The 20,662-nt window shown below is 48.3% G+C and carries 20 protein-coding genes; 16 read left to right on the top strand and 4 right to left on the bottom strand.

The genetic code is table 11. The annotated features are described in order from the left end of the window. Window positions 1-8 precede the first annotated feature (8 nt). Together pseC and AT705_RS18700 are read left to right on the top strand one after the other, a co-directional pair. The gene (pseC, locus tag AT705_RS18705; protein ID WP_058797749.1) at window positions 9-1,199 is read left to right on the top strand and encodes a UDP-4-amino-4,6-dideoxy-N-acetyl-beta-L-altrosamine transaminase; all 1,191 of its coding nucleotides are present in this window, start codon (window positions 9-11) and stop codon (window positions 1,197-1,199) included. 6 nt (window positions 1,200-1,205) lie between these two features. Next, on the top strand, window positions 1,206-2,336 hold the full coding sequence (locus AT705_RS18700; protein ID WP_058797748.1) for a Gfo/Idh/MocA family protein: 1,131 nt from the start codon (window positions 1,206-1,208) through the stop codon (window positions 2,334-2,336). Window positions 2,337-2,350: 14 nt separating this feature from the next. Here AT705_RS18700 and AT705_RS18695 read toward each other — a convergent pair whose 3' ends face one another. The 4 genes from AT705_RS18695 to pseI are packed head-to-tail and all read right to left on the bottom strand — an operon-like array spanning window position 2,351 to window position 6,744. After that, window positions 2,351-3,868: a class I adenylate-forming enzyme family protein gene (locus AT705_RS18695; protein ID WP_208856745.1), complete on the bottom strand. Its 1,518-nt coding sequence runs from the start codon at window positions 3,866-3,868 to the stop codon at window positions 2,351-2,353. Then, entirely contained in the window at window positions 3,861-5,459 is a 1,599-nt protein-coding gene (locus tag AT705_RS18690; protein ID WP_058797746.1) for a hypothetical protein, read from the bottom strand. Before AT705_RS18690 ends, AT705_RS18695 begins: the two co-directional genes overlap by 8 nt. Continuing rightward, window positions 5,456-5,707, bottom strand: coding sequence for a hypothetical protein (locus tag AT705_RS18685; RefSeq protein ID WP_049864840.1), 252 nt, complete (start codon window positions 5,705-5,707; stop codon window positions 5,456-5,458). Before AT705_RS18685 ends, AT705_RS18690 begins: the two co-directional genes overlap by 4 nt. Further along, window positions 5,704-6,744 carry a pseudaminic acid synthase gene (gene pseI / locus AT705_RS18680; RefSeq protein WP_049864841.1) on the bottom strand — a complete coding sequence of 347 codons (1,041 nt, stop codon included), beginning with the start codon at window positions 6,742-6,744 and terminating at the stop codon, window positions 5,704-5,706. The genes AT705_RS18685 and pseI overlap by 4 nt, the downstream gene beginning before the upstream one ends. A 185-nt stretch (window positions 6,745-6,929) precedes the next feature. Here pseI and AT705_RS18675 point away from each other — a divergent pair, with 185 nt between their 5' ends. The 14 genes from AT705_RS18675 (at window position 6,930) to AT705_RS18610 (ending at window position 20,654) form a co-directional block, all read left to right on the top strand. Beyond that, window positions 6,930-7,655 carry a cytidylyltransferase domain-containing protein gene (locus tag AT705_RS18675; RefSeq protein ID WP_082669036.1) on the top strand — a complete coding sequence of 242 codons (726 nt, stop codon included), beginning with the start codon at window positions 6,930-6,932 and terminating at the stop codon, window positions 7,653-7,655. 93 nt (window positions 7,656-7,748) lie between these two features. Then, complete coding sequence (locus tag AT705_RS18670) at window positions 7,749-8,696, top strand: NAD-dependent epimerase/dehydratase family protein (protein ID WP_058797745.1); 948 nt, start codon at window positions 7,749-7,751, stop codon at window positions 8,694-8,696. Beyond that, window positions 8,693-9,304 (top strand): SIS domain-containing protein, encoded by a 612-nt coding sequence (locus tag AT705_RS18665; protein WP_058797744.1) that lies wholly within the window; start codon window positions 8,693-8,695, stop codon window positions 9,302-9,304. The genes AT705_RS18670 and AT705_RS18665 overlap by 4 nt, the downstream gene beginning before the upstream one ends. Continuing rightward, window positions 9,297-10,286 (top strand): GDP-mannose 4,6-dehydratase, encoded by a 990-nt coding sequence (locus tag AT705_RS18660; protein ID WP_058797743.1) that lies wholly within the window; start codon window positions 9,297-9,299, stop codon window positions 10,284-10,286. Before AT705_RS18665 ends, AT705_RS18660 begins: the two co-directional genes overlap by 8 nt. Further along, a complete protein-coding gene (locus AT705_RS18655; RefSeq protein ID WP_237113751.1) occupies window positions 10,264-10,956 on the top strand; it encodes a class I SAM-dependent methyltransferase in 693 nt (230 codons plus the stop codon). The genes AT705_RS18660 and AT705_RS18655 overlap by 23 nt, the downstream gene beginning before the upstream one ends. Before the next feature lie 7 nt (window positions 10,957-10,963). Beyond that, a complete protein-coding gene (locus AT705_RS18650) occupies window positions 10,964-11,767 on the top strand; it encodes a transketolase (RefSeq protein WP_082669035.1) in 804 nt (267 codons plus the stop codon). Continuing rightward, the gene (locus AT705_RS18645; protein ID WP_058797741.1) at window positions 11,764-12,684 is read left to right on the top strand and encodes a transketolase family protein; all 921 of its coding nucleotides are present in this window, start codon (window positions 11,764-11,766) and stop codon (window positions 12,682-12,684) included. Before AT705_RS18650 ends, AT705_RS18645 begins: the two co-directional genes overlap by 4 nt. Further along, window positions 12,681-13,271, top strand: a complete 591-nt coding sequence (locus AT705_RS18640; RefSeq protein WP_058797740.1) for a hypothetical protein — start codon at window positions 12,681-12,683, stop codon at window positions 13,269-13,271. Before AT705_RS18645 ends, AT705_RS18640 begins: the two co-directional genes overlap by 4 nt. Beyond that, entirely contained in the window at window positions 13,268-14,263 is a 996-nt protein-coding gene (locus AT705_RS18635) for an aminoglycoside phosphotransferase family protein (RefSeq protein WP_058797739.1), read from the top strand. The genes AT705_RS18640 and AT705_RS18635 overlap by 4 nt, the downstream gene beginning before the upstream one ends. Window positions 14,264-14,343: 80 nt before the next feature. Further along, complete coding sequence (locus AT705_RS18630) at window positions 14,344-16,167, top strand: hypothetical protein (protein ID WP_058797738.1); 1,824 nt, start codon at window positions 14,344-14,346, stop codon at window positions 16,165-16,167. Beyond that, window positions 16,164-17,195 carry a zinc-binding dehydrogenase gene (locus AT705_RS18625; RefSeq protein WP_058797737.1) on the top strand — a complete coding sequence of 344 codons (1,032 nt, stop codon included), beginning with the start codon at window positions 16,164-16,166 and terminating at the stop codon, window positions 17,193-17,195. The genes AT705_RS18630 and AT705_RS18625 overlap by 4 nt, the downstream gene beginning before the upstream one ends. A gap of 24 nt (window positions 17,196-17,219) precedes the next feature. After that, a complete protein-coding gene (locus AT705_RS18620; RefSeq protein WP_049863686.1) occupies window positions 17,220-18,182 on the top strand; it encodes a radical SAM/SPASM domain-containing protein in 963 nt (320 codons plus the stop codon). A gap of 6 nt (window positions 18,183-18,188) precedes the next feature. Beyond that, a complete protein-coding gene (locus AT705_RS18615; protein WP_237113750.1) occupies window positions 18,189-19,331 on the top strand; it encodes an FkbM family methyltransferase in 1,143 nt (380 codons plus the stop codon). Window positions 19,332-19,370: 39 nt separating this feature from the next. After that, window positions 19,371-20,654: a hypothetical protein gene (locus AT705_RS18610; RefSeq protein ID WP_058797735.1), complete on the top strand. Its 1,284-nt coding sequence runs from the start codon at window positions 19,371-19,373 to the stop codon at window positions 20,652-20,654. Window positions 20,655-20,662: the final 8 nt, after the last annotated feature.

Genomic DNA, 20,662 nt, shown 5'->3' with positions numbered 1-20,662 from the left:
AGGATAACATGATCCCTTATGGCAAACAGAGCATCGCGCAGCAGGACATTGACGCGGTAGTCGCGGTGTTACAGTCTGATTTTCTGACCCAAGGACCGGTTGTACCTCAGTTTGAACAAGCCGTTGCCAGATACTGCCAGGCATCCCATGCCGTCGCAGTAAATAGCGCTACGTCAGCTTTACATGTTGCCTGTATGGCACTCGATGTCACACAGAACAGTCTGGTCTGGACGGTACCAAATTCATTTGTTGCCTCGGCAAACTGTGCGCTTTATTGTGGTGCCTCCGTCGACTTCGTGGATATCGATGAGGCGTCAGGCAACCTGTGTGTCGGAGCCTTAGCTGAAAAGTTACAACACGCATATGAAGCAGGACGGTTGCCAGATGTTGTGATCCCCGTACACTTTGCAGGTCAGAGTTGTGATATGCAAGCCATCGCGAAACTGGCCAGGCAGTATGACTTTAAAGTCATCGAAGATGCGTCCCACGCCATCGGAGGACGCTATCAGAATACCCCCGTTGGTCACTGCGACTATTCGGACATTTGTGTGTTCAGCTTCCACCCGGTTAAAATTATTACGTCGGCGGAAGGCGGTATGGCCGTCACGCAAAATGAGGCGCTTGCGCAGCGCATGCGCTCGTTGCGTAGTCATGGCATTACGGCAGATCCCACTCTGTTGACTGAGCCCAGTCATGGCCCTTGGTACTATCAACAGCACGCACTAGGTTTCAACTATCGTATGACCGATCTGCATGCAGCGCTGGGTTTGAGCCAGCTAACGCAGCTTGATCAATTTGTTGCCACCCGTAACCGGCTGGCGCAACGCTACGACACCCTGTTTGCAGAGGTTGAAGGCGTAACCCCTTTGGCCCAGTCTGATGATCAGTACAGTGCCTATCACCTGTACGTCGTCAGAATTGCTCATAGTACCCGGCAATTACATGAGTATCTGGTCACTCAATTGAGAGCCCAAGGGGTCTTTGCGCATGTGCATTATATCCCTATCTATTTACAACCTTACTATCAGAAACAGGGATTTAAGCCCGGATATTGCCCGGCCAGTGAGGCGTATTACCATAGTGCCATCACCTTGCCTTTGTTTCCGTCTTTAACCGCACCACAGCAACAACAGGTCGTTGAAACCCTTTGTCAGCTACTCAGCGACTGGCAACATACTCACACAGCACACAAGGAGTAGCAGCCCATGACAACTAAGCCTTTAAACCTTGCCTTTATCGGCGGAGGGATGAACTCGGCCGTTGGCTACGTCCACTTTACCGCTGCACAACTGGACAATCGCTTCAAAGTGGTTGCAGGTGCCTTCAGTCGCGATCAAAATGCTAATGCAGCGACCGCACAGCAGTGGGATATCGCTCCTGAGCGGACCTACAGCGACTGGCGGACGCTTATCAAACAAGAAAAAGATCTTGTAGACGCTGTCGTCGTGCTCACACCCACGCCTCATCATCTGGAAGTACTGACGGCGTTACTGAACGAGAATGTTCCGATCATTTGCGAAAAATCACTGGTCTGCGGTACCGCTGAAACCCAGGCTTTAGCGACCGTGTATGATCCTGCCAAACACTTCCTGGCTGTGACTTATAACTACAGCGGTTACGCTATGGTTCGGGAGCTCAAACACCTGATTAATAAGGGTAAATTAGGTCAAATCCAAAAAATCCACCTGGAGATGCCCCAGGAAGGCTTCAAGCGTCCACCTGATATCGCGGGTAAACCTGCCAAGCCGCAGGCGTGGCGACTTCAGGACTATCAGGTCCCCACTATCTGCCTTGATTTGGGCGTCCATTTACATCACTTGTCGAGCTACTTGCTGGAACGGGAACCGACAGAAACCTGCGCTCAGTTTGCCAATCACTCAGATTATCCGGGTTTGATTGACGATGTACAAATGCTCCTTAAATACCCCGATGGGATCCACGGCAGTATGTGGATGTCGAAAACCGCTATCGGCCACCGTAACGGCCTGCAGATCCGAGTGTATGGTACAGCGGGCAGTGCCACCTGGGTGCAGCTCAACCCGGATGAGTTACAATTGCAATACAGTGATGGCAGACGCGAAATACTGGACCGTGCAGGTCAGTGTCAATATGCCAACCAGTTCCGTTACAACCGAATGAAGCCCGGTCACCCGACCGGATTTGTTGAAGCATTTGCGAATCTGTACACCGATATTCATCAGGCGCTCTGTGCTTATCAGACAGACATAGCCCCAACAAATGAATATGTGTTTGGATTTGCGCAGGCTCAGGCGGGGCTGGCACTCTTTGAAGCAGCAGTGACCTCTAATGAGCAACACAGTTGGTGTCAGGTATAAGCCTGACACCCGGATCACACTTCGGAAAAAAGTGTTTTCACGTCATTTCTGAGGACCTTGCCCATTGGCGTTCTTGGCAGCGCACTAATGCGTTCGAGCGAGCGCGGTTGCTGATAGTCCGTCAGCTCAGACAAACACAGAAGCCTTAACTCGCGGCTGATATCCGTGTCATCCTGTTGCTCATAGACCACTTTGATGTATTCACCCAACTGCCTGTCTGCACAACCAAAGGCCACACAATCCACGACTTTCGGATGCTTTCTGAAAACCGCCTCAATGTCCTGAGGAAAAATATTGATCCCCCCACTGGAGATCACCTCTTTTTTTCGTCCAACATAATATAGAAAGCCATCTTCATCCAGATAACCCAAATCACCGGTCAGAAAGTAACCTTGTGGATCAAATGCATCCTGGGTTTGCTGGGGCATTTTCAAATAACCACTGAAACCGGTTATCGTCTGACAGGCAATTTCGCCAATTTCCCCCGCACTCATAGTCTGTCTTTGCTGATCCAGGATTTTAACCTGCACAAACGGCAAAGCCTCACCGACCGCGCCGTTTTTATCACGCCGCTCACTAACACAAAAGTCACTGACCACGCCTACTTCAGAAGCGCCATAGCACTCATGAAAGCGACAGGGTAATTTGCTCAACAAAGCCTGCTTAGACTCAGCTGACAGCACCGCAGAAGACGACACCACACAACGCAATGAGCTCAAATCAGCTTCTTCATCACTGCTGAGCAAACTCTCTAATTGAGCTGATACAGCAAACAAAAAACTCACTCGATGCGTCTCGATAGCCGCGAGCCACTTTGGTAAGGTAAATTTTGGCAAGATCACACTGGTTGCACCTAACATCAGGGGCATCAGTACCCCACGCTGGGCAAGAGAATGATACAGTGGTGTAGCGACCAACACCACTTCATCCGGGGATAACCCGTAGTAATTTATCGTGGCGTCAAAAGCGCGGCTGATTTTACACTGCTGGCTAAGCACTATGGGTTTGGGCTGACCCGTGGATCCGGATGTCATAGTTAGTATATAGGGGCTGTTAACATCCACCTTTTGCTCTGGCGCATTCATCGACTGCACGGTTAGCTCTTCTGACATAATATCCTGCCAACAAGGCTCATCCGCAACCGGCTGCGACAAGCTGATCAGGTTTGTGGGCTCAATGACGGCGTCTGCCAGTAAGATTCGACCAATAGAAGGCCAGGCAATCACTGCCGCAACAGGCGTTTTCTTGAGCGCCACCGACAGTGCACCCCCTTTCAGACTGATAGGCAAAGGCACAATAGCCAGACCCTGACGGGCTGCCGCCAGCATCACAACCGGATATTCGAGGCCATTCGGGGCAAACAACGCCACCCGTTGACCTGGTTGCAACCCTAACCGGCTAAAATGCGCACAAAGCTTTAATACTTCGACATTCAGGGCCTGATAACTCAAGGTTTGCTGCTCAAACACCAATGCGGTTTTATCTGGCTGAGACTGCACGTGCTGTGCAAAAATTTGATAGATATTACTCACAGTTTGTCCTCGGTGGATATTTGCCAACAAAGTTAAAGTCTGCAGGACTGGCATTGGGAAAAAGCCGCCGCGCGGCGTCATGACCGGGCTCATTATCAGCCAATGCAACAAAGCCGGCGCGCTCATTCAGCAAGTTAACAAACCGATTTTGCTTGTTGATCACGGCAACCCAGATAGCGTCAGGGTAAACCTCAGCTGTATGAGTTAGCTGCCACTGCAAGATAAGCTGAGCATGCACAAAATTCACCGCATCACTGGCTGCAAACCAGCCACCAAACAGATAAGCCTGTCCATCTATTGTGGTACATTGGTGCCAGACATAGAGTAATGGTTCTTCGTCTTGTAACAGCACAAATGAGTCACGTGTTTGGCGGAACCACCAGCGATAGTGATCCACTTCATTAATTCGATCGGTAATGGTCATGCGCCAGGCGTTATCACTGCGGTTACGGGCGCTGAGATAGCGATTGATGTGGGCATCTGTCACCGCAGTCAATCGCAAGTTATTTGCCAGTGTCCAGCTGATTTGTGGCTGTTCATTGACGTCTCTAAGTTCTGTCAACCCTGCTCCGGTTCCATTTAACAGCGCAGAGGCTATACGCTGCGCGCCCAGTCCATCCACCCTGACAACCGCTTTTGTACAAAGTTGGTGCACCCGTTTACGCTCATAGTACAAAGTTGCAATTAGCTCGATAACTTTATGTGTGTCTTGTGCCAACAAGTCTGGAATATGAAGGTAATGCCCCAGCGCCTCAAGGTCCGCTAATGCATTATCCTGATTGACTGCCAGGCTAAAGCTCAATGCAGGCGTTTGTGTTGCGGCCAGTTCATACAAAGATGTGCCGAGCGCACCCACAAACAGGCCACAGCGCTGATAATACGGTGCGAGACTAGTTGCCTGTTCAATTAAAGTCAGCCGTGGGTGTTGTGCTGCCAGAATATGCAGTTGCTCAGTACTTGTCGCTTTAGGTCCAATCACAACCTGAATTTCTGTGGTCTCCAGCCCTTCTGGAGGTGCGTCGAGCAAACGCGCAATCCACTTTGCCGGCACACGCCAGTCGCCACCTCCCCCCAGTGAAAAGAGTAGCCCACCATCACGCACTTGTGCCTCTGGGTTATGGTATTCAGGTGCCAAAATACAGTAATCCGGCCCCAGTAAAGTCTGGCTGTGTCCAGCCAGTTTACCATCATAACGTAAGGTAGTTTGTGACCCCTGCCATTTGGCATCAACCACCAAATCAGCAGCATGCTCCCGGGCTAAGTCATCCATAGCCAACAGTGGTACACCACTTTGCCGAATATGTGTTTCCCATTGCACATCAAAGCCGTAGCCATCAACCACCCAGCCACTCACCTTATCGCCTCGCTGCCCCAGCATATCGAGCGCAAACTGCGCGTCACTGACTGTATTAGGTTGTTGCGGGACTTCGATCAGTTCAATATCCACGTCATGATAAAAACGCACCGGCACCGTATGCTCATCCACCAGCATTATCACTTGCTGCTGTTGTTCAATCAGTGCTTTGGCCAACCACTTCATGCGCATAAAGTGACCTAAGCCACAGCGCGTATCCACACGAATGGCTATCATGCCAGCGCCACTATGGCATCAACAAAACAACCCACTTGTGCATTTCGTGGTTCAAGCAGTAACTCTGGCGGGACAGACAAACCCAAATGCGCTTCAATGTGCATGATCATCGACAATACTTCGAAAGAGTCCAGCACACCGGCTGCAATAAAGTCGAAGGATTCAAAGTCCGCTTCGCTTACAACCACAGCGCGCGCTTCGAAAAATTCTTTTAACAAAACCAGTACGGCTTCACGCTGTGTGCTCATAGCATATCTCCCCAGCTTAACTGCATCCCACGTATCATCGCCTTATTTACCGTGCGGCCAATCACATCTGGTAGCGATTTGGGCATGATTTCGCCGCCACCTGGGCGCATCTGTGCCACATGCTCTGCAGTGATCCGCTCACCTGCTTGAATGTCCTTAACGATGTAAACGCAGCGGCGTGCTTTGGACGCTTCACTCGGGTAATGAACCTGCCCCATCGCCATTTCTATTTGCCGCACGCCATGCACCAGAGCGGCTAATTCATCAGGTGTCATTGAGAAAAAGCTGTCGGCGGTATCGTCCTCTTTGCTCATCACAAAGTGCTTTTCAATCATGCAAGCGCCCACAGCCACGGATGCCAAAGGCACGTCATTACCTAAAGTATGATCAGACAAACCGACAGGACAGCCAAAGGCCTCTCGCATATGCGGAATGGTACGCAGATTAATACTGTCAGCAGGCGCCGGGTAAGTACTGGTGCACTTCATCAAGCATAGCTCTTTAATACCCGCTTCCTCAGCCACCTTTACGGCTTCAGCAATCTCAACCAAAGTCGCTCCCCCCGTCGACATAATCACTGGTTTGTTGGTTGCTGCGACATCGCGGATAAGTTGATGATCAATCAACTCCGGCGAGGCAATTTTGTAGGCCGGCGCATTCAACTGAGCGAGTAAATCAACTGCCGTTTTGTCAAAGGGGGAAGAGAAGCAGGTAATACCTATTTTTTCAGCCAACTCAAATAACTCGGCATGAAAGTCCCAGGGCATATAGGCCCCTTTATACAAGTCGTACAAGTATTGCCCCTGCCATGGGCCCGTGGCCTCAAAATGCGGCAGTTTACAGTCCATGGTCAGGGTGTCTGCCGTATAGGTTTGCAGCTTTATCGCATCGGCCCCGGCTTCTTTTGCCGCATGCACCAGCTCTTTGGCCTTACTTAATGACTGGCCATGATTTGCAGACATTTCCGCAATGATGTAGCAGGGCTGATCATGACCGACTTGCTTGCCTGCTATGGTAATCTGTTTCTGAAAATTCACTGTGCGCCTTCTTGTTTTACGCTGGCATCTCTATCAAATTAAGCAAAAAGTGCGCCCTTTTTGAAAAAATGAGTAAACATTGTCCAAAGTCAATAGGTTCGCGCGCTTCAACGCCACTTTGTCTCTGTCTTTGAGTGTAATCATTTGCTATATTGATCTCAATTACAATGATAACAATGACTTCAATGAATAAAGTTCAAATCATTATTCAGGCAAGAATGACCTCAACACGACTACCCGGCAAAGTGCTGTTGCCTCTGTGTAATAGCACTGTGCTGCAAGTGATGCTGGAGCGACTTCAAGATTTGACGGAAAATGTGATCGTTGCAACGACCGACGATGGCAGCGAACATCCTATTGTCGCTCTGTGTCAGCGCCTTGGAGTAAAGTATTTTCAGGGCAGTACGGAAGATGTACTAAGTCGCTACTATCTGGCTGCCCGTCAGTTTGGTGCAAAAGACAATACCGCCATTGTACGCCTGACCAGTGACTGTCCTCTCATTGATGCTGATTTGGTTCGTCAAGCCATCACTTACTACCACAATCATGATGTAGATATGGTCAGCCTCGGCCCACATAGCGGCTTTCCTCGCGGTCTGGATACCTGTGTATTCGCATTTCGCTTGCTGGCACGCACGCACCAGCTCGCCACCAGCGCACCAGACAGAGAGCATGTCACTTTAGGTATGGCAAAGTTCAATACCATGAATAGCCACATCATCAGTGCAGGCGACGACCACAGCCATTATCGGCTGACATTAGATGAGCCGGATGATTACACCGCAATTCAGGCAATTTATCAGCAATTGGATAATCGCCTCGACTTTGGTTACAGCGAGTTATTAGAAACATTAAAGAATTACCCCCACCTTGCCGATATAAATAAGCACGTTGAACAGAAAACTGTTTAGCACAAAGTAGGTCTTTGACACCTGCATTTTAGGCACGATATTTGCGTTAGCATTGTCATACCGGGTGATTAAAATATTCAAAAAGAGAGAAAAATGAGCAATAAAACCGTTTTAGTGACCGGTGCCACCGGATATAAAGGCACGGTATTAGTACCTAAGCTGCTCGCCAAAGGCTACCAGGTTATCGCGCTGGACACCCAATGGTTCGGTAACTTCCTGCCTGAACATGAAAACCTCACTGTGATTAAAGGTGACGTGCGTCATACCTCAGACATTGAACTGGGTGGTGTAGACAGCATTATTCATCTGGCCTCAATTGCCAATGACCCCTGTGGAGACCTGGACCCTAAACTGACCTGGGAAGTAAGCGCACTGGCCACAATGCAGCTGGCAGACAAAGCGAAACGTGCCGGTATCAAGCAATTCATTTACGCCTCTTCAGGCAGTGTTTATGGTGTGAAAGATGAAGAGCAGGTCACTGAAGACTTAACTTTAGAGCCCATCTCAGAATATAACAAAACCAAAATGGTCGCCGAACGTGTGCTACTAAGCTATGCCGACGATATGGCTGTACAAATTGTTCGCCCTGCCACCGTGTGTGGTTTATCGCCCCGCCAAAGACTGGATGTGTCCGTCAATATGTTGACGATGCAGGCACTTGAGAATGGCAAAATCACCGTTTTTGGTGGTGCGCAAGTAAGGCCAAACATCCATATCGACGATATTACGGACCTGTATATCTATATGCTGGAGCATCCCGAAAAAACCAGTGGGGTGTTCAATGCAGGCTTTGAGAATATCTCCATCATGGATATCGCGAACATGGTAAAAGCTCAGGTTGAGTGCGACATTGAAGTGACACCTTCAAACGACCCAAGATGTTACCGCATCAACTCAGACAAACTCCTGGCGACCGGCTTTAAGCCGACTAAAAATGTCGCCATAGCAATTGAAGAGCTGATCGCCGCGTATCGCGCAGGCCAGTTAAAAAATGAAGATCGCTTCTATAACCTTAAATGGATGCAGCGGGAAGTATTATGAGCAAGCAACAAGGCATCGTCGCCCCAATCCCTCGCCGGGATCCCATTGTCGCCCTGACCGAAGACTATGTGCATACACTGAGTCAGGTGCTAACTCAGCTCGATGGCAATGACGTCAAACAGCTGGTCAGTACTTTACTGGATATGAAGGCCAAAGGCGGTACCTTGTATCTATGTGGCAATGGCGGGTCTGCGGCCAATGCTATCCACCTTGCGAACGATTTTACATTTGGCGTTCACCCCCAGGGAGATGCCCTCAAAGTAGAAGCGCTGGCTGCAAACAGTTCGGTGTTAACCTGCCTCGGTAATGACATTGGCTACGACAACATTTTTGCCCATCAGCTCAAGGTCAAAGCAAACAAACACGATGTCCTGCTGGTGCTCTCTGGTAGCGGCAATTCTGGCAACATCATTCGTGCCATAGAGCAAGCTCAATTGATGGGTATGCATACAGTCGGGATACTCGGTTTTGATGGCGGTAAAGCCAAGCCACTGGTCGACCTGGCATTTCACTTTGCGATCCAGGACATGCAGATCTCCGAGGATACCCAGGTGGTGATCGGACATATATTAATGAAAGCCCTTTATCAGGAGCTCAATCATGGCTAATGCGCCAATCCTTGTACTCGGTAGTAACTCCTTTTCGGGCGCATCGTTTTGCGCCCATTTACTAAAACAAGAACAGTCAGTGCTGGCTGTCAGCCGCTCAGCAGAACCCCATAGCGCGCTATTGCCCTACAAATGGCAGGCAAACCAGCCAGATTTTCATCAGCTCGACCTGAACCATCAGCTGGATGACATCATGGCGCTCATCAAACGCCATAAAGTCAGCACTGTCTATAACTTTGCTGCACAGAGCATGGTGGGACAAAGCTGGCAATATCCGGAACACTGGTTTATGACCAACGCAGTCTCGACCATCAAGCTGCATAATCAGCTCAAGGATCTGGATCACCTCGACAAGTACGTGCATATCTCCACGCCAGAGGTCTACGGTAGCTGCGAAGGCCTGGTACAAGAGCACCGTAACTACCAACCCAGCACCCCTTATGCGGTGTCTCGTGCTGCAGCAGACATGAGCTTGCATACGTTTTTTGATGTCTACAAGTTCCCGGTATTATTTACCCGCGCAGCGAATGTGTATGGTGAAGGTCAGCAACTCTATCGCATCATCCCCAGAACCATTTTGTTTGCCTTGTTAGGTAAGGTATTACCCCTGCACGGCGGCGGTCACTCAACCCGTTCTTTTATTCATATCGATGATGTGTCAGATGCCACACTAAAAATAGGCAATCAAGGCACACTGGGTGAGACCTATCATATTTCGACCGAGCGCATGATCACCATTCGCGCATTGGTTGAGCTTATCTGCGATATGCTGCAAGTGCCCTTTGAACAGGTCTGCGCTGTTACAGAAGACCGCCTCGGCAAAGATGCAGCTTACCTGCTTGACAGCAACAAGGTCCGCTCAGAACTCAACTGGCAGGATCAAGTCTCGCTGGAAAACGGCCTGGAGCGCACCATAGCCTGGGTGAAACAGTACCAGAGCGAACTTGGCACATTACCCCATGACTACATTCATAAAGCGTGAGATCCCCATGTCCGGACAAGAAATCGATTTATTAAGAAATTACCCTAAATCTAAGCGCGATACCAAAGGCCGCGCCAACGTGATCACCGAAGCGGACCGTGAAATTGCCAGACAATATGGCAAGGACTTCTTTGATGGCGATCGTACCTATGGTTATGGTGGCTTTAGTTACTTCCCCCGTTTCTGGCAACCTGTGGTACCAGATCTCAAAGCACACTTCGGCCTCGATGCAGGCTCCAGCCTGCTAGACGTGGGATGTGCAAAAGGCTTTATGCTGTACGACCTGCAGCAACTGATCCCAGGTATGACATTGCGCGGACTGGATATTTCAGAATACGCACTGGAACATGCTAAAGAAGAAGTCAAAGATCTACTGACTCAGGGCAATGCCAAAGCGCTGCCCTATGAAGACAATAGCTTTGACGTTGTGATGTCAATCAACACCATTCATAACCTGGAAGAAAATGAGTGTGCCATGGCACTGCGTGAAATTGAGCGCGTCAGCCGTGGCAAGTCTTTTATTACCGTTGATGCCTATCGCAACAACGAAGAAAAAGAGCGCATGATGGAATGGGCTCTGACCGCCAAAACAATAATGCATGTGGATGACTGGAAGCAGTTCTTCCGTGACAACGGTTACACTGGCGATTTTTATTGGTTTATTCCTTAGGCATATTATGACTTTGAACTCCATCGCAGCGCAGATACGTTACACCTTGTGTGACGTGTCCAGCCAGACTAAAACACCGCATCTGGGCAGTTGTTTGTCCTGCGTTGATATTCTAACTGTATTGTACTGGCGTACAATGCACATCACGCCCAGCGACCCAGACAACCCAGAACGAGATTACTTTTTACTCGGTAAAGGGCATGCCGCCAGTGCACTTTATACCACCCTAGCCTATCGTGATTACTTTTCTCCCGCCGCTCTGTATGAACATGGCCAGACAGGCAGTCAGTTTGAAGAGCACCCGGGAATACATGCCCCCGCTGGTGTAGAAACGGTCTCTGGCTCTTTGGGTCATGCATTATCTTTGGCAACCGGAATGGCACTGAGCACCCGGCTCAAGGGCGCTAAAAACCGCTTTTACGTGCTTATGGGTGACGGTGAGCTCAATGAAGGTACTGTTTGGGAAGCTGCGATGTTTGCAGCCGGTAAGCGCTTAAGTAACCTGGTAGCGATTGTTGACTTTAACAAGCTACAAGGCACAGGTGAAAGTACTGAAATAATGCACCTTGAACCACTTGAAGAGAAATGGCGCGCGTTTGGCTGGCACACAATACGCGTCGATGGTCATGATCTCAATGCGCTGGAGCAGGCACTCGAAGCGGCAAAACCCATTCAACAACCTGTGTGCATTGTCGCCGACACAGTCAAAGGAAAAGGCGTGTCATTCATGGAAAACGACAACAACTGGCACTACCGTATTCCAACAGCAGAGGAAGTTGATCAAGCTAAACAGGAGCTTGGAGTATTATGAGAAACGCATTTGCACGAGTCCTGACTGAGCTTGCTAAAGACGACGAATCGCTATTGCTCTATTACGCTGATATCGGCAATAGGTTATTTAACCCCTTAAAGGAGTTTGCCGAAGGTCGTACCATCAATGCCGGGATAGCCGAAGCCAATATGGCATCTATGGCAGCCGGCAGTGCGATGATGGGCTATAAACCCTTTATTTATACTATTACCCCGTTTACCACATCACGGAACTTTGAGCAGATCAAGATTGATATCGCTTATCAGAATCAGCCCGTGATCATCGTCGGCACCGGGTCTGGCTTATCTTACGCCAACCTCGGCCCAACGCATCACTCGTTCGAAGACATAGCCCTGATGCGCGCCTTGCCAAATATGCACGTGATCTGCCCGGCTGATGCCTATGAACTAGAGCAACTCATGCCACAGTTGATCGAGCTCAATGCCCCCTGTTACTTCAGAATTGGGAAAAAGAATGAGCCAGCAGTGCACGATGGTCAGCCTACCCTTACCTTCGGCAAAGTGCATGTGATGCACTCCGGTGAACGTATTGCCGTGCTTAGTACCGGCACCATTATGCCTTTGGCGCAGGAGTTAGTGCGTGCCTTAAACGAACGTGGTGTGTCACCTGAGCTGGTGAGCTTCCACACCGTAAAACCGCTCGACGAAGAATACCTGAACGATGCCATGACACGGTTTGACCATGTGATCACACTCGAAGAGCACAATGTCAGCGGGGGCTTTGGTAGCGCTGTTTTGGAATACTTCAGCGAACAGGCAAGCTGGCCACGGGTTCACCGTTTCGGGATCCCAGACCGCTTTATTGATCAGGTGCATTCCACTGCAGATGCCAGAGCGAAAGCAGACCTGACTGTGGCTGACATTATGGGTACCTTATCAGAGCGAGGTGTGGTGTGATCATCGGTATTGATTTTGATAACACCATTGCCGATTACACCGGCGTGTTTTATCGCGTCGGCTGTGCACTGGGCTGGTTACCAGAGTCTGTAGGTCAAAGCAAAAATGAAGTAAAACAGTACTTTATTGACCTGGGTAACGAAGCCAAATGGACTGAGCTACAAGGCATCGTTTACGGTAAAGAAATTACTCAGGCACGGCCTTACCCGGATTGCCTCGACACACTCAAACAATGGCGAAAACAGGGGCATACTCTCAAGCTGATTTCACACAAAACACGCTACCCTATCATAGGCGAACGCGTAAATTTTCATGTCGCTGCCACCGGTTGGTTAGAGGCCAATGGCTTTGTCGGTAAAATCGATGCTCCGTTCGAAAAAACAGACCTATTTTTCAACGAGACCAAAGAAGACAAGCTTTTACGCATTAGTACACTCGACTGTGAACTATTTGTCGATGATCTTGAATCCATATTCAATCATGCTTTGTTCCCTGCTCAGTGTAAAAAGGTGCTGTTTAATACCAGGTCTAATGATCCGAGTCTGGTACCCGTTCAGCTCTGGTCTGATATTCCGGATAAGCTATGATAGATGATGCTGTTCGCTACTGGATAAAAGACGCGTTAGGTACGGAAAACTTTACTATTTCGGCACTCTCTGGCGGTGCAAATAATCGCGGCTATAAGATTGTGTCGCATGACACAAGTTGGTTTTTGAAGTCTTTTTCGCCCAACCACTCGCACTCAACTCACAAACTCGCTAACGAGTTTGGCTTTTCGCAATACCTTTGGCAAAACGCTGTCACATCGGTGCCAGAGCCCATAGCTTACAACCCACAAGCGTACGTCAGCCTTTTTAGTTTTATTCACGGTGAGCCCATAGCTGAGGCCAAACCGGATTCAGTCAAAAGCGCTCTGCAATTTCTTGAGCGCATTAATGCCATTCCTCAGTCCCGAGAACACTTGAATATCGCCTCGGAGAGTCCTGACTCCCTGTATGGGTTTTATAGCATCATTGAGAAACGACTGGCCAGATTTCAGCCACAGCAAGATAACCAGGCCCTGAACACTCTGCTGCAACAGATCCAGACTCGGGCGAACAAGCTGCTCTGTCGCTTGCCCGCTGATGCGAAAAACAAGCAAACAAGAAAGGTCTTATCTCCTTCTGACTTCGGCTTTCATAATGCATTGCAAACGAACCAGGGCTTAGTCTTCTTCGACTTTGAATATGCAGGCATAGATACCAGCTGGAAACTCTTGTGTGATTTTTTCTCACAGCCAGCAGTGCCTGTAGATATGACTTCCCTGGATGTCTTCTTCGCCAGTCGTTTGTTTGAACATGTCCCGAACCAAAAGGATACTTTCCTGACAATATTAGAACTGACTCAATTGAAATGGTGTTTAATCATGTTAAATGAGTTTCTTGGCGATGTGCAAAGTCGCCGTCAGTTTTCATGGAACAGAAATTGCTTAAAACCTAGTGAACTAGAAGAAATAAAGGCCATGCAATTGATTAAAAGCCAAAAATACTTTACATCAATTGCATCAAACATCGAGTCAGCAGCCAGCTTGTGTGACTGAAATGCATCAAGCTATGAGTCACAGTGCTGAGCGTGCGCAAAGGCATTGATACTTGCCCTATCGAGAAAATGAGGAACACTATGTCTGAAATTACCACGAGATTTGAAATCGTCTATCGAGAAAACAATTTATCAGACAAAGACTATTATGTTTACGGATCGGGCGGCGGCGGCTTGGATATCCTGCGTTATGTAGAAGAAAAAGGCCTGAGAGCCCCGCTTGCAGTCCTCGACAGAGAGGCAAAAACTGAGCCACTAGAAGTACTTAGTGCTTATGAGTTAAAAGAAGTCGCACACCCTGTTGTGGTATCTTCCATTTCTTTTTACGGCGAGATTAAACATGCCCTTGTTAAACACAACGCGCAGTTTAAATCTCAGTTGATCCCACTCATGCCCTACAGCGAGAATGTGACGAACAGGCTCTATATTTCAGAGTCTGCCTGGACTGAATATCAATCATTAGCAGAATCCTCATACAGAAAAAAGCAGGCCTGGACAGGTTCTCAATTGCAGCAACAGGGGTTCTATATCGGGGTATCAGACAAAGCATTTGCCGACAACTTTCGCGTTTTATGTGACACATTGCCGCAACAACATCATACCCTGGAGTCAAGCCGACAAGATTTTGACTACTTCTCTAACGCGTTAGGAGAGCAAAACTCAGATTTACAACGGCTTGAGATCACCACTGAAGCACAAACCTTGATCCAACAGTTTCTGGAACAACATTATGATGAAATCGCAGAACAACTAGGAAGCCACTGGAAAGTAGTCAATAGCCGTATCACTAAACTTGCCAAAGTATTAAATTCCAATGTCGGCTCAAACAAACTACACCTGGACAACATGCCAAAGCCAGTGAAAAAGATTTTGCTTTATATTACCCCTCCATCTGCTGACACAGGCTCAACCATGATGGAACTGGAGGATGGTAGTCAGGTGACGGTTGAGGGTCCACAAGGGACCTTCTTACTCTTCCAAAACAGTCGTCTCAAGCACCGCGGACTGTCTACAGATAAACTGAACAGACTGGTGTGCGAACTCACTGTGGCGACCAATCAATACAAAGATACTCAGGTCCGTAAAGTCGGTTTGGTGTCTGAGTTTCCTTACAAACCCTGGCAACGATGCGGGGCATACAAAGTCAACCTGGGTGGCGGCGCAAACTTTAATGGTGAAAACTGGATTTGCTACGACGAATGCGACGGAGCCAACATAGAGCCAATTAGCTTTACACCAAACACCCGTTTGCCCAACTCAGATCTCAGTTGTAGCTTAGTCTACTCGTCACACTTCTTTGAGCATATCAACCATGAAACACTGACCAATTTGCTGACAGAAAGCTGGCGGATCCTGCAACACGATGGCGATCTGTTAATCAAGATCCCGGACTTTGATTCAGCAAGGGAGGCAGGTCTCAATGGCGATATGGGATATTTCGAGCAATTCTCACAGTCAAAAGCGCTATTGCAGTGCTGGCAAAAGTATGGCGTTGATCCTGAATGCGCGCTCTCTCATGCTGCCAACGTCATTACCAGTTTCTGGGATGCTGACTACGGGCACCTATACAAAAACCAAACATCCAGTCGCGCAGGTTACTGCGGACCAGCTAAGCTTTCCAGTACGCAATACGCTGAGATTCTTAAGATAGAATCGATTAATGAGATTTCAAAGATTCTGACACAGAAAGTCCGTGCGACTGAAAGCGACTTTCAATTCAATCATCAAAATGCCTGGACCAAACAAGAGTTTATAGATCTGGTATCCGATTTTGGCTTTGAGCTTGTTTCTACAGATTATGAACTGCTCGAATATGCCTTCCCGGATGTCCCAGACTTCGAGGCACACAAGCCAATCAGTAACTATTACTATTTTAAAAAAATTGCCAATAAGGGGAAGTCATGAAAGCCGCTGTTTTATTCAATACCGGTGAACCTCTGGAAATCATCAACGGCATTAAAATGCCCGCGCTAACGCGAGGGCAAGTGCAAGTTAAACTCTTATACAGCGGCCTGTGTCATTCACAGCTAATGGAAGTGCAAGGTGGCAGAGGTGAAGACAAGTATTTACCTCACTTACTCGGCCATGAAGGAGTTGGGATTGTCGAAACCATAGGTGAAGGTGTCACTAAAGTGTCGCCCGGCGACAAAGTCGTCATTGGCTGGATCAAGGGTGACGGGCTGGATGCACCTGGTGGCAAGTACCCCCATGAGGACTACCTGATTAACTCCGGCAGCGCCACCACGCTATGCGAAAAAACTATTGTTGCCGAAAACCGACTGGTGACCTTACCAGACGACTTCCCGGAAAAGCTAGCTGTGCTGCTGGGCTGTGCCCTGCCTACCGGATTAGGCTTAGTCTTTAATGAGTTGCAGCCTCTGCCAAACAGTACTCTGGCCGTTTTTGGTCTCGGCGGGATAGGTATGAGCGCGTTGATCGCAGCAAAGCTGGGTCAGCCTCGCATGCTGATTGCCGTTGATGTAACGGAAGAAAAGCTGGCAATGGCGAAGAAACTTGGCGCAACACATACCATTAATGCATTAGAACAAGACCCCGTTGCGGCGATTCAGTCACTTACCGAAGGCCAGGGAGTCGAGTACAGTATCGAAGCGTCTGGCCAAACCCGCACAATCGAGCAAGCATTTGAATCGGTCAAAGATGGTGGCGGACAGTGTATTTTCGCTTCTCATCCACGTGATGATGAGAGAATCTCACTGGAGCCTCACGCATTCCATCGAGGGAAGTCTATTCGTGGTAGTTGGGGCGGAGCCAGCAAACCGGATGTCGATATTCCCAAATTTATTGCACTGTACAACGAAGGAAAACTTGAGCTGGATGACCTGATAACGCGCACATACCCGTTAGAGGACGTCAATATCGCACTGGACGACTTACACAACAAAAAAATCATACGCGCGTTGATAGAGATTTAATCGTGATCCGTGTCGGAGGTAAAGATGAGCAAATATAAGCTACCACTGAAACCCTACCCCAACAGAGTACTGATGGATTTGAGTTCAGACTGTAACTTAAAGTGCCCCATGTGTGTCGTTCATGGCAACACAGATGACCCAAAGGTACTGGAAATCATCAAGAAAAATATGAAGGTAACGGACGCCAAGCAAATTCTCGATGAAATTGAGGGCCATACAGAAACTATTGGGCCTGGACTGTGGAGTGAGCCCCTCATGGGCCGTGATATTTTGATGCACCTTAACAGCATGAAACGCAGGGGTTTTAAAATATCAATGAACTCAAATGGCCTGCTGCTCAACAAAAAAATGGCCGCAAACCTGGTTGAAATAGACGTTGATAGCATTACGGTCAGTGTCGACTCTACAACAAATGAGACACTTAGCAAAATTCGTGGCGTCGAGAAACTAGAAAAGATTGAACAGCATGTTAAACAATTATTGGCGATCCGAGGAGATGCGCCGTCACCCAGAATTGGGGTATCGTTTACAAAGCAGGCTGAAAATCTACACGAAGAAGCCGAGTTCATTGAAAAGTGGACCCAGATCGTTGATTTCGTGAGAATTGGAGAAGTATTTGAGGAAGGTAAATTTCCGAATATAGAAATAGACCAAAGCAAACGTATTCCCTGTGCTGAACTATACGAAACAATGACAATCCACACCAATGGTGATGTCTCCATATGCTGCCTTGATGGGTTTAAAGATGTAGTAGTCGGTAATGCGGTCCAGGAAGGTGTCAAAAACGTCTGGCAAGGCGAGAAGCTCAATGAAATTCGTAGACACCACGAGAATGGCGACTGGGACAAGGTGCCGTTTTGCAAAAATTGCGACCGTTGGGCTTCGAGCCAGTATGAAGAGCGAACGGAAGGTAACCTCCTGATACGTAAGTCTGCCGAGTTTACTTTTTATAATCGCCTGGACAGATTAAATACGTGGAAAAAATAGATTACTATGGACAATACGAAATATTTAGAATCCTTACTGTGTGAGCTTGATGGTAAGCACTGCGACACATTGCGTGAAACACTCAGAACGCAGAATGTCACACTTGATGAACTCCTCTCTCAGCCTGTCACTATCGTAGGTGCGGCTGATGAAGGGGTCCGATTATTGAGTATTTTTGAGTCACTCAATGCACAAGATGTCCAGATTGTAGATATGAACCAGGCAAAGATAGGCCAGCTGGCGCATGAGCAGCATCGAGTTCAGTCATTTTGTAAAAGCAACATCGAATCGCGCCACGTGATCCTGGCCACACACAGAACCTGTAAAGCCTACAACACCTGTAAAGAGATGCATGCCAGCTCAGTGAACACGTTTATGCATCTTCAGTTGCTTTACCCACAAACCTTCGAGCCGCACTTTTTCCATGAAAACATGCTCGAAACCCTGCTGAACAATGTATCAGCACTCAAAGCGTTGCAAGGCAAACTGGCTGATGATTTATCTCTTGGCGTGCTGGCTTCTTGCCTGGATTATCGCCTGCATGGCGACCCCAGTGTCATGGAGCCCCACATTGATTGGGAATTGTATCTGCCAACGGGGATCGATCTGTCTCGCTTTGCCAGCCACTATGTAGATTGTGGTTCTTTCGACGGCGACAGTGTTGCCTTGCACATCAATCGCTATCCAGACATAGTGAAAGGCGCATATGCCTTTGAACCCGACCCCGCCACATTTGCACGGCTGAGCGAAAATATGGCCCACTTTGGCTTTGTTGAGTGTGTCAATAAGGGCGTCGGCAACAGCGTGACTAAACTGGGCTTCTCAGCAAATAAAGACAGGGCTTCACTATTTTCAGAAACGGGCGAATTAAGCATTGATATCACAACGTTAGACAGTGAACTAACTGACTTCGCGCCAAGCATGATAAAAATGAACATCGAAGCATTCGAGCCCTTTGCTTTGGAAGGCGCCACACACACTATCCAGCGTAACTTGCCGCTGCTGGCCATTTCCGTCTACCACCAGCCTGAACATATTTTTTCATTACAAAAGCAAGTCGAAGACATTGCGCCAGGTCGTTACCAGTTTTATTTAAGACAACATGATGGCGGCCTGGTAGAAACGGTGCTGTATGCAGTGCCGCTATAAACACACTCATTACAACGCATTTACTCGAGGCATTTGATTATGAACTCTCCACAGGTTGTCCTGTATGGCATCAATAGCGTAACGGACACGTTACTACAGTCTTACCCGGATGCTATTTTTGCAACCACTCAGGGTGGTGGCACCTATAACGACAAGCCTATCCTTAGCCTCGAAGCGCTCAGTGCACAGTATAACACCCCGGGCATCCAAATCATCATTTGCTCTATGTTTGTGGACGACATTGTCAATGCTCTGGTAGAGCATGGGTTCTCACTCTCAGCAATCTATTTTTATAATATCACTCACTGTAAGGTATTGAGCTGTGAAAACACCATTCGAAAGTCGGGTGACACAGAGCAGACGCTACATGTCGTGTACGATATGAAAGTAAACCTGCCCTGCTATGACGCGCTGAGCTTTGCCGCAGTCGCCGAGGCAGAAAGGATTAAGCGTAAACTCAAGTATATTCATTTTTATATGCTGTCCGCTAACCCCGGCGGCAATAAGTTATCTTTCGATGCCAACTACACAGAAGATGACAGAAGTTGGCGTATCGCCAATATCGTCAAGCCCATTTTTGAGAGTCTGCCTTCGTATATTGGTTGCAGTGACATTATCAATCGAGCAGACCTTAACCCCACAATGGCGGGCAAATTAAACCTGTTTCCCGAGGATATTCTGACCACCCAAGCAGGTGTAGCCCATGGCTTGCTTAAGCTTGAGGAATACTATACAGATGGCATCCCGATGCCTGAGCTTAAGGTGCAACCCGCAGCGGCGAGTATGGTCCAAACATTGCTGGATCATTGTCATGCACAGAACAAAAAACTGGTCACCCTCACCTTAAGAAACACGCCCACACACCCTGAGCGAAATACCCCTGTAGGTCCCTGGGTTGAATTCCTCCAGTCGCTCGACACTGACACCTACTTCCCTGTACTGCTACGAGATACCTCTGAATGTCTCAATGCAACGCCACTTAGCCAGTTGGCTTTTGAAGTGCCAGCAGCAACAATCAGCTTTGCATTGCGTATCGCTTTGTACGATGCAGCTTACATCAACCTGAGCTCTTCTGGTGGCCCCAGTTTTGCGTATTACTTTTTAAAAGGGTGTTCCTCGATACGTTACTCACCGATCGATGATAATCACTTTGCAACGGCCAGAAATACGCTGGAAACGGCAGGGTTCAAAATCGGAGAAGAACAGTTTTTTGCACAAAATGGGCTTCACCAGATCCCTTTTGAAGTCGAAACATTCGAGTCAATACAGCAAGCCTTTAATCACCAATGTCAGATGTTGGAGTGCAATACCAATGACGTTTGAGCAGTGGT

The organism is Pseudoalteromonas rubra (genome assembly GCF_001482385.1).
GTDB classification, from domain to species: Bacteria; Pseudomonadota; Gammaproteobacteria; order Enterobacterales; family Alteromonadaceae; genus Pseudoalteromonas; species Pseudoalteromonas ardens.
Note: the sequence above shows the minus strand (reverse complement) of the source record. Positions and strands in the feature narration are given on the sequence as shown.

Excerpts from the sequence above, each read along its gene's own strand:
- pseC (WP_058797749.1), top strand. The coding sequence starts at position 9 with ATGATCCCTTATGGCAAACAGAGCATCGCGCAGCAGGACATTGACGCG.
- AT705_RS18700 (WP_058797748.1), top strand. The coding sequence starts at position 1,206 with ATGACAACTAAGCCTTTAAACCTTGCCTTTATCGGCGGAGGGATGAAC.
- AT705_RS18690 (WP_058797746.1), bottom strand. The coding sequence starts at position 5,459 with ATGATAGCCATTCGTGTGGATACGCGCTGTGGCTTAGGTCACTTTATG.
- AT705_RS18685 (WP_049864840.1), bottom strand. The coding sequence starts at position 5,707 with ATGAGCACACAGCGTGAAGCCGTACTGGTTTTGTTAAAAGAATTTTTC.
- AT705_RS18675 (WP_082669036.1), top strand. The coding sequence starts at position 6,930 with ATGAATAAAGTTCAAATCATTATTCAGGCAAGAATGACCTCAACACGA.
- AT705_RS18670 (WP_058797745.1), top strand. The coding sequence starts at position 7,749 with ATGAGCAATAAAACCGTTTTAGTGACCGGTGCCACCGGATATAAAGGC.
- AT705_RS18665 (WP_058797744.1), top strand. The coding sequence starts at position 8,693 with ATGAGCAAGCAACAAGGCATCGTCGCCCCAATCCCTCGCCGGGATCCC.
- AT705_RS18660 (WP_058797743.1), top strand. The coding sequence starts at position 9,297 with ATGGCTAATGCGCCAATCCTTGTACTCGGTAGTAACTCCTTTTCGGGC.
- AT705_RS18655 (WP_237113751.1), top strand. The coding sequence starts at position 10,264 with ATGACTACATTCATAAAGCGTGAGATCCCCATGTCCGGACAAGAAATC.
- AT705_RS18650 (WP_082669035.1), top strand. The coding sequence starts at position 10,964 with ATGACTTTGAACTCCATCGCAGCGCAGATACGTTACACCTTGTGTGAC.
- AT705_RS18645 (WP_058797741.1), top strand. The coding sequence starts at position 11,764 with ATGAGAAACGCATTTGCACGAGTCCTGACTGAGCTTGCTAAAGACGAC.
- AT705_RS18635 (WP_058797739.1), top strand. The coding sequence starts at position 13,268 with ATGATAGATGATGCTGTTCGCTACTGGATAAAAGACGCGTTAGGTACG.
- AT705_RS18630 (WP_058797738.1), top strand. The coding sequence starts at position 14,344 with ATGTCTGAAATTACCACGAGATTTGAAATCGTCTATCGAGAAAACAAT.
- AT705_RS18625 (WP_058797737.1), top strand. The coding sequence starts at position 16,164 with ATGAAAGCCGCTGTTTTATTCAATACCGGTGAACCTCTGGAAATCATC.
- AT705_RS18620 (WP_049863686.1), top strand. The coding sequence starts at position 17,220 with ATGAGCAAATATAAGCTACCACTGAAACCCTACCCCAACAGAGTACTG.
- AT705_RS18615 (WP_237113750.1), top strand. The coding sequence starts at position 18,189 with ATGGACAATACGAAATATTTAGAATCCTTACTGTGTGAGCTTGATGGT.
- AT705_RS18610 (WP_058797735.1), top strand. The coding sequence starts at position 19,371 with ATGAACTCTCCACAGGTTGTCCTGTATGGCATCAATAGCGTAACGGAC.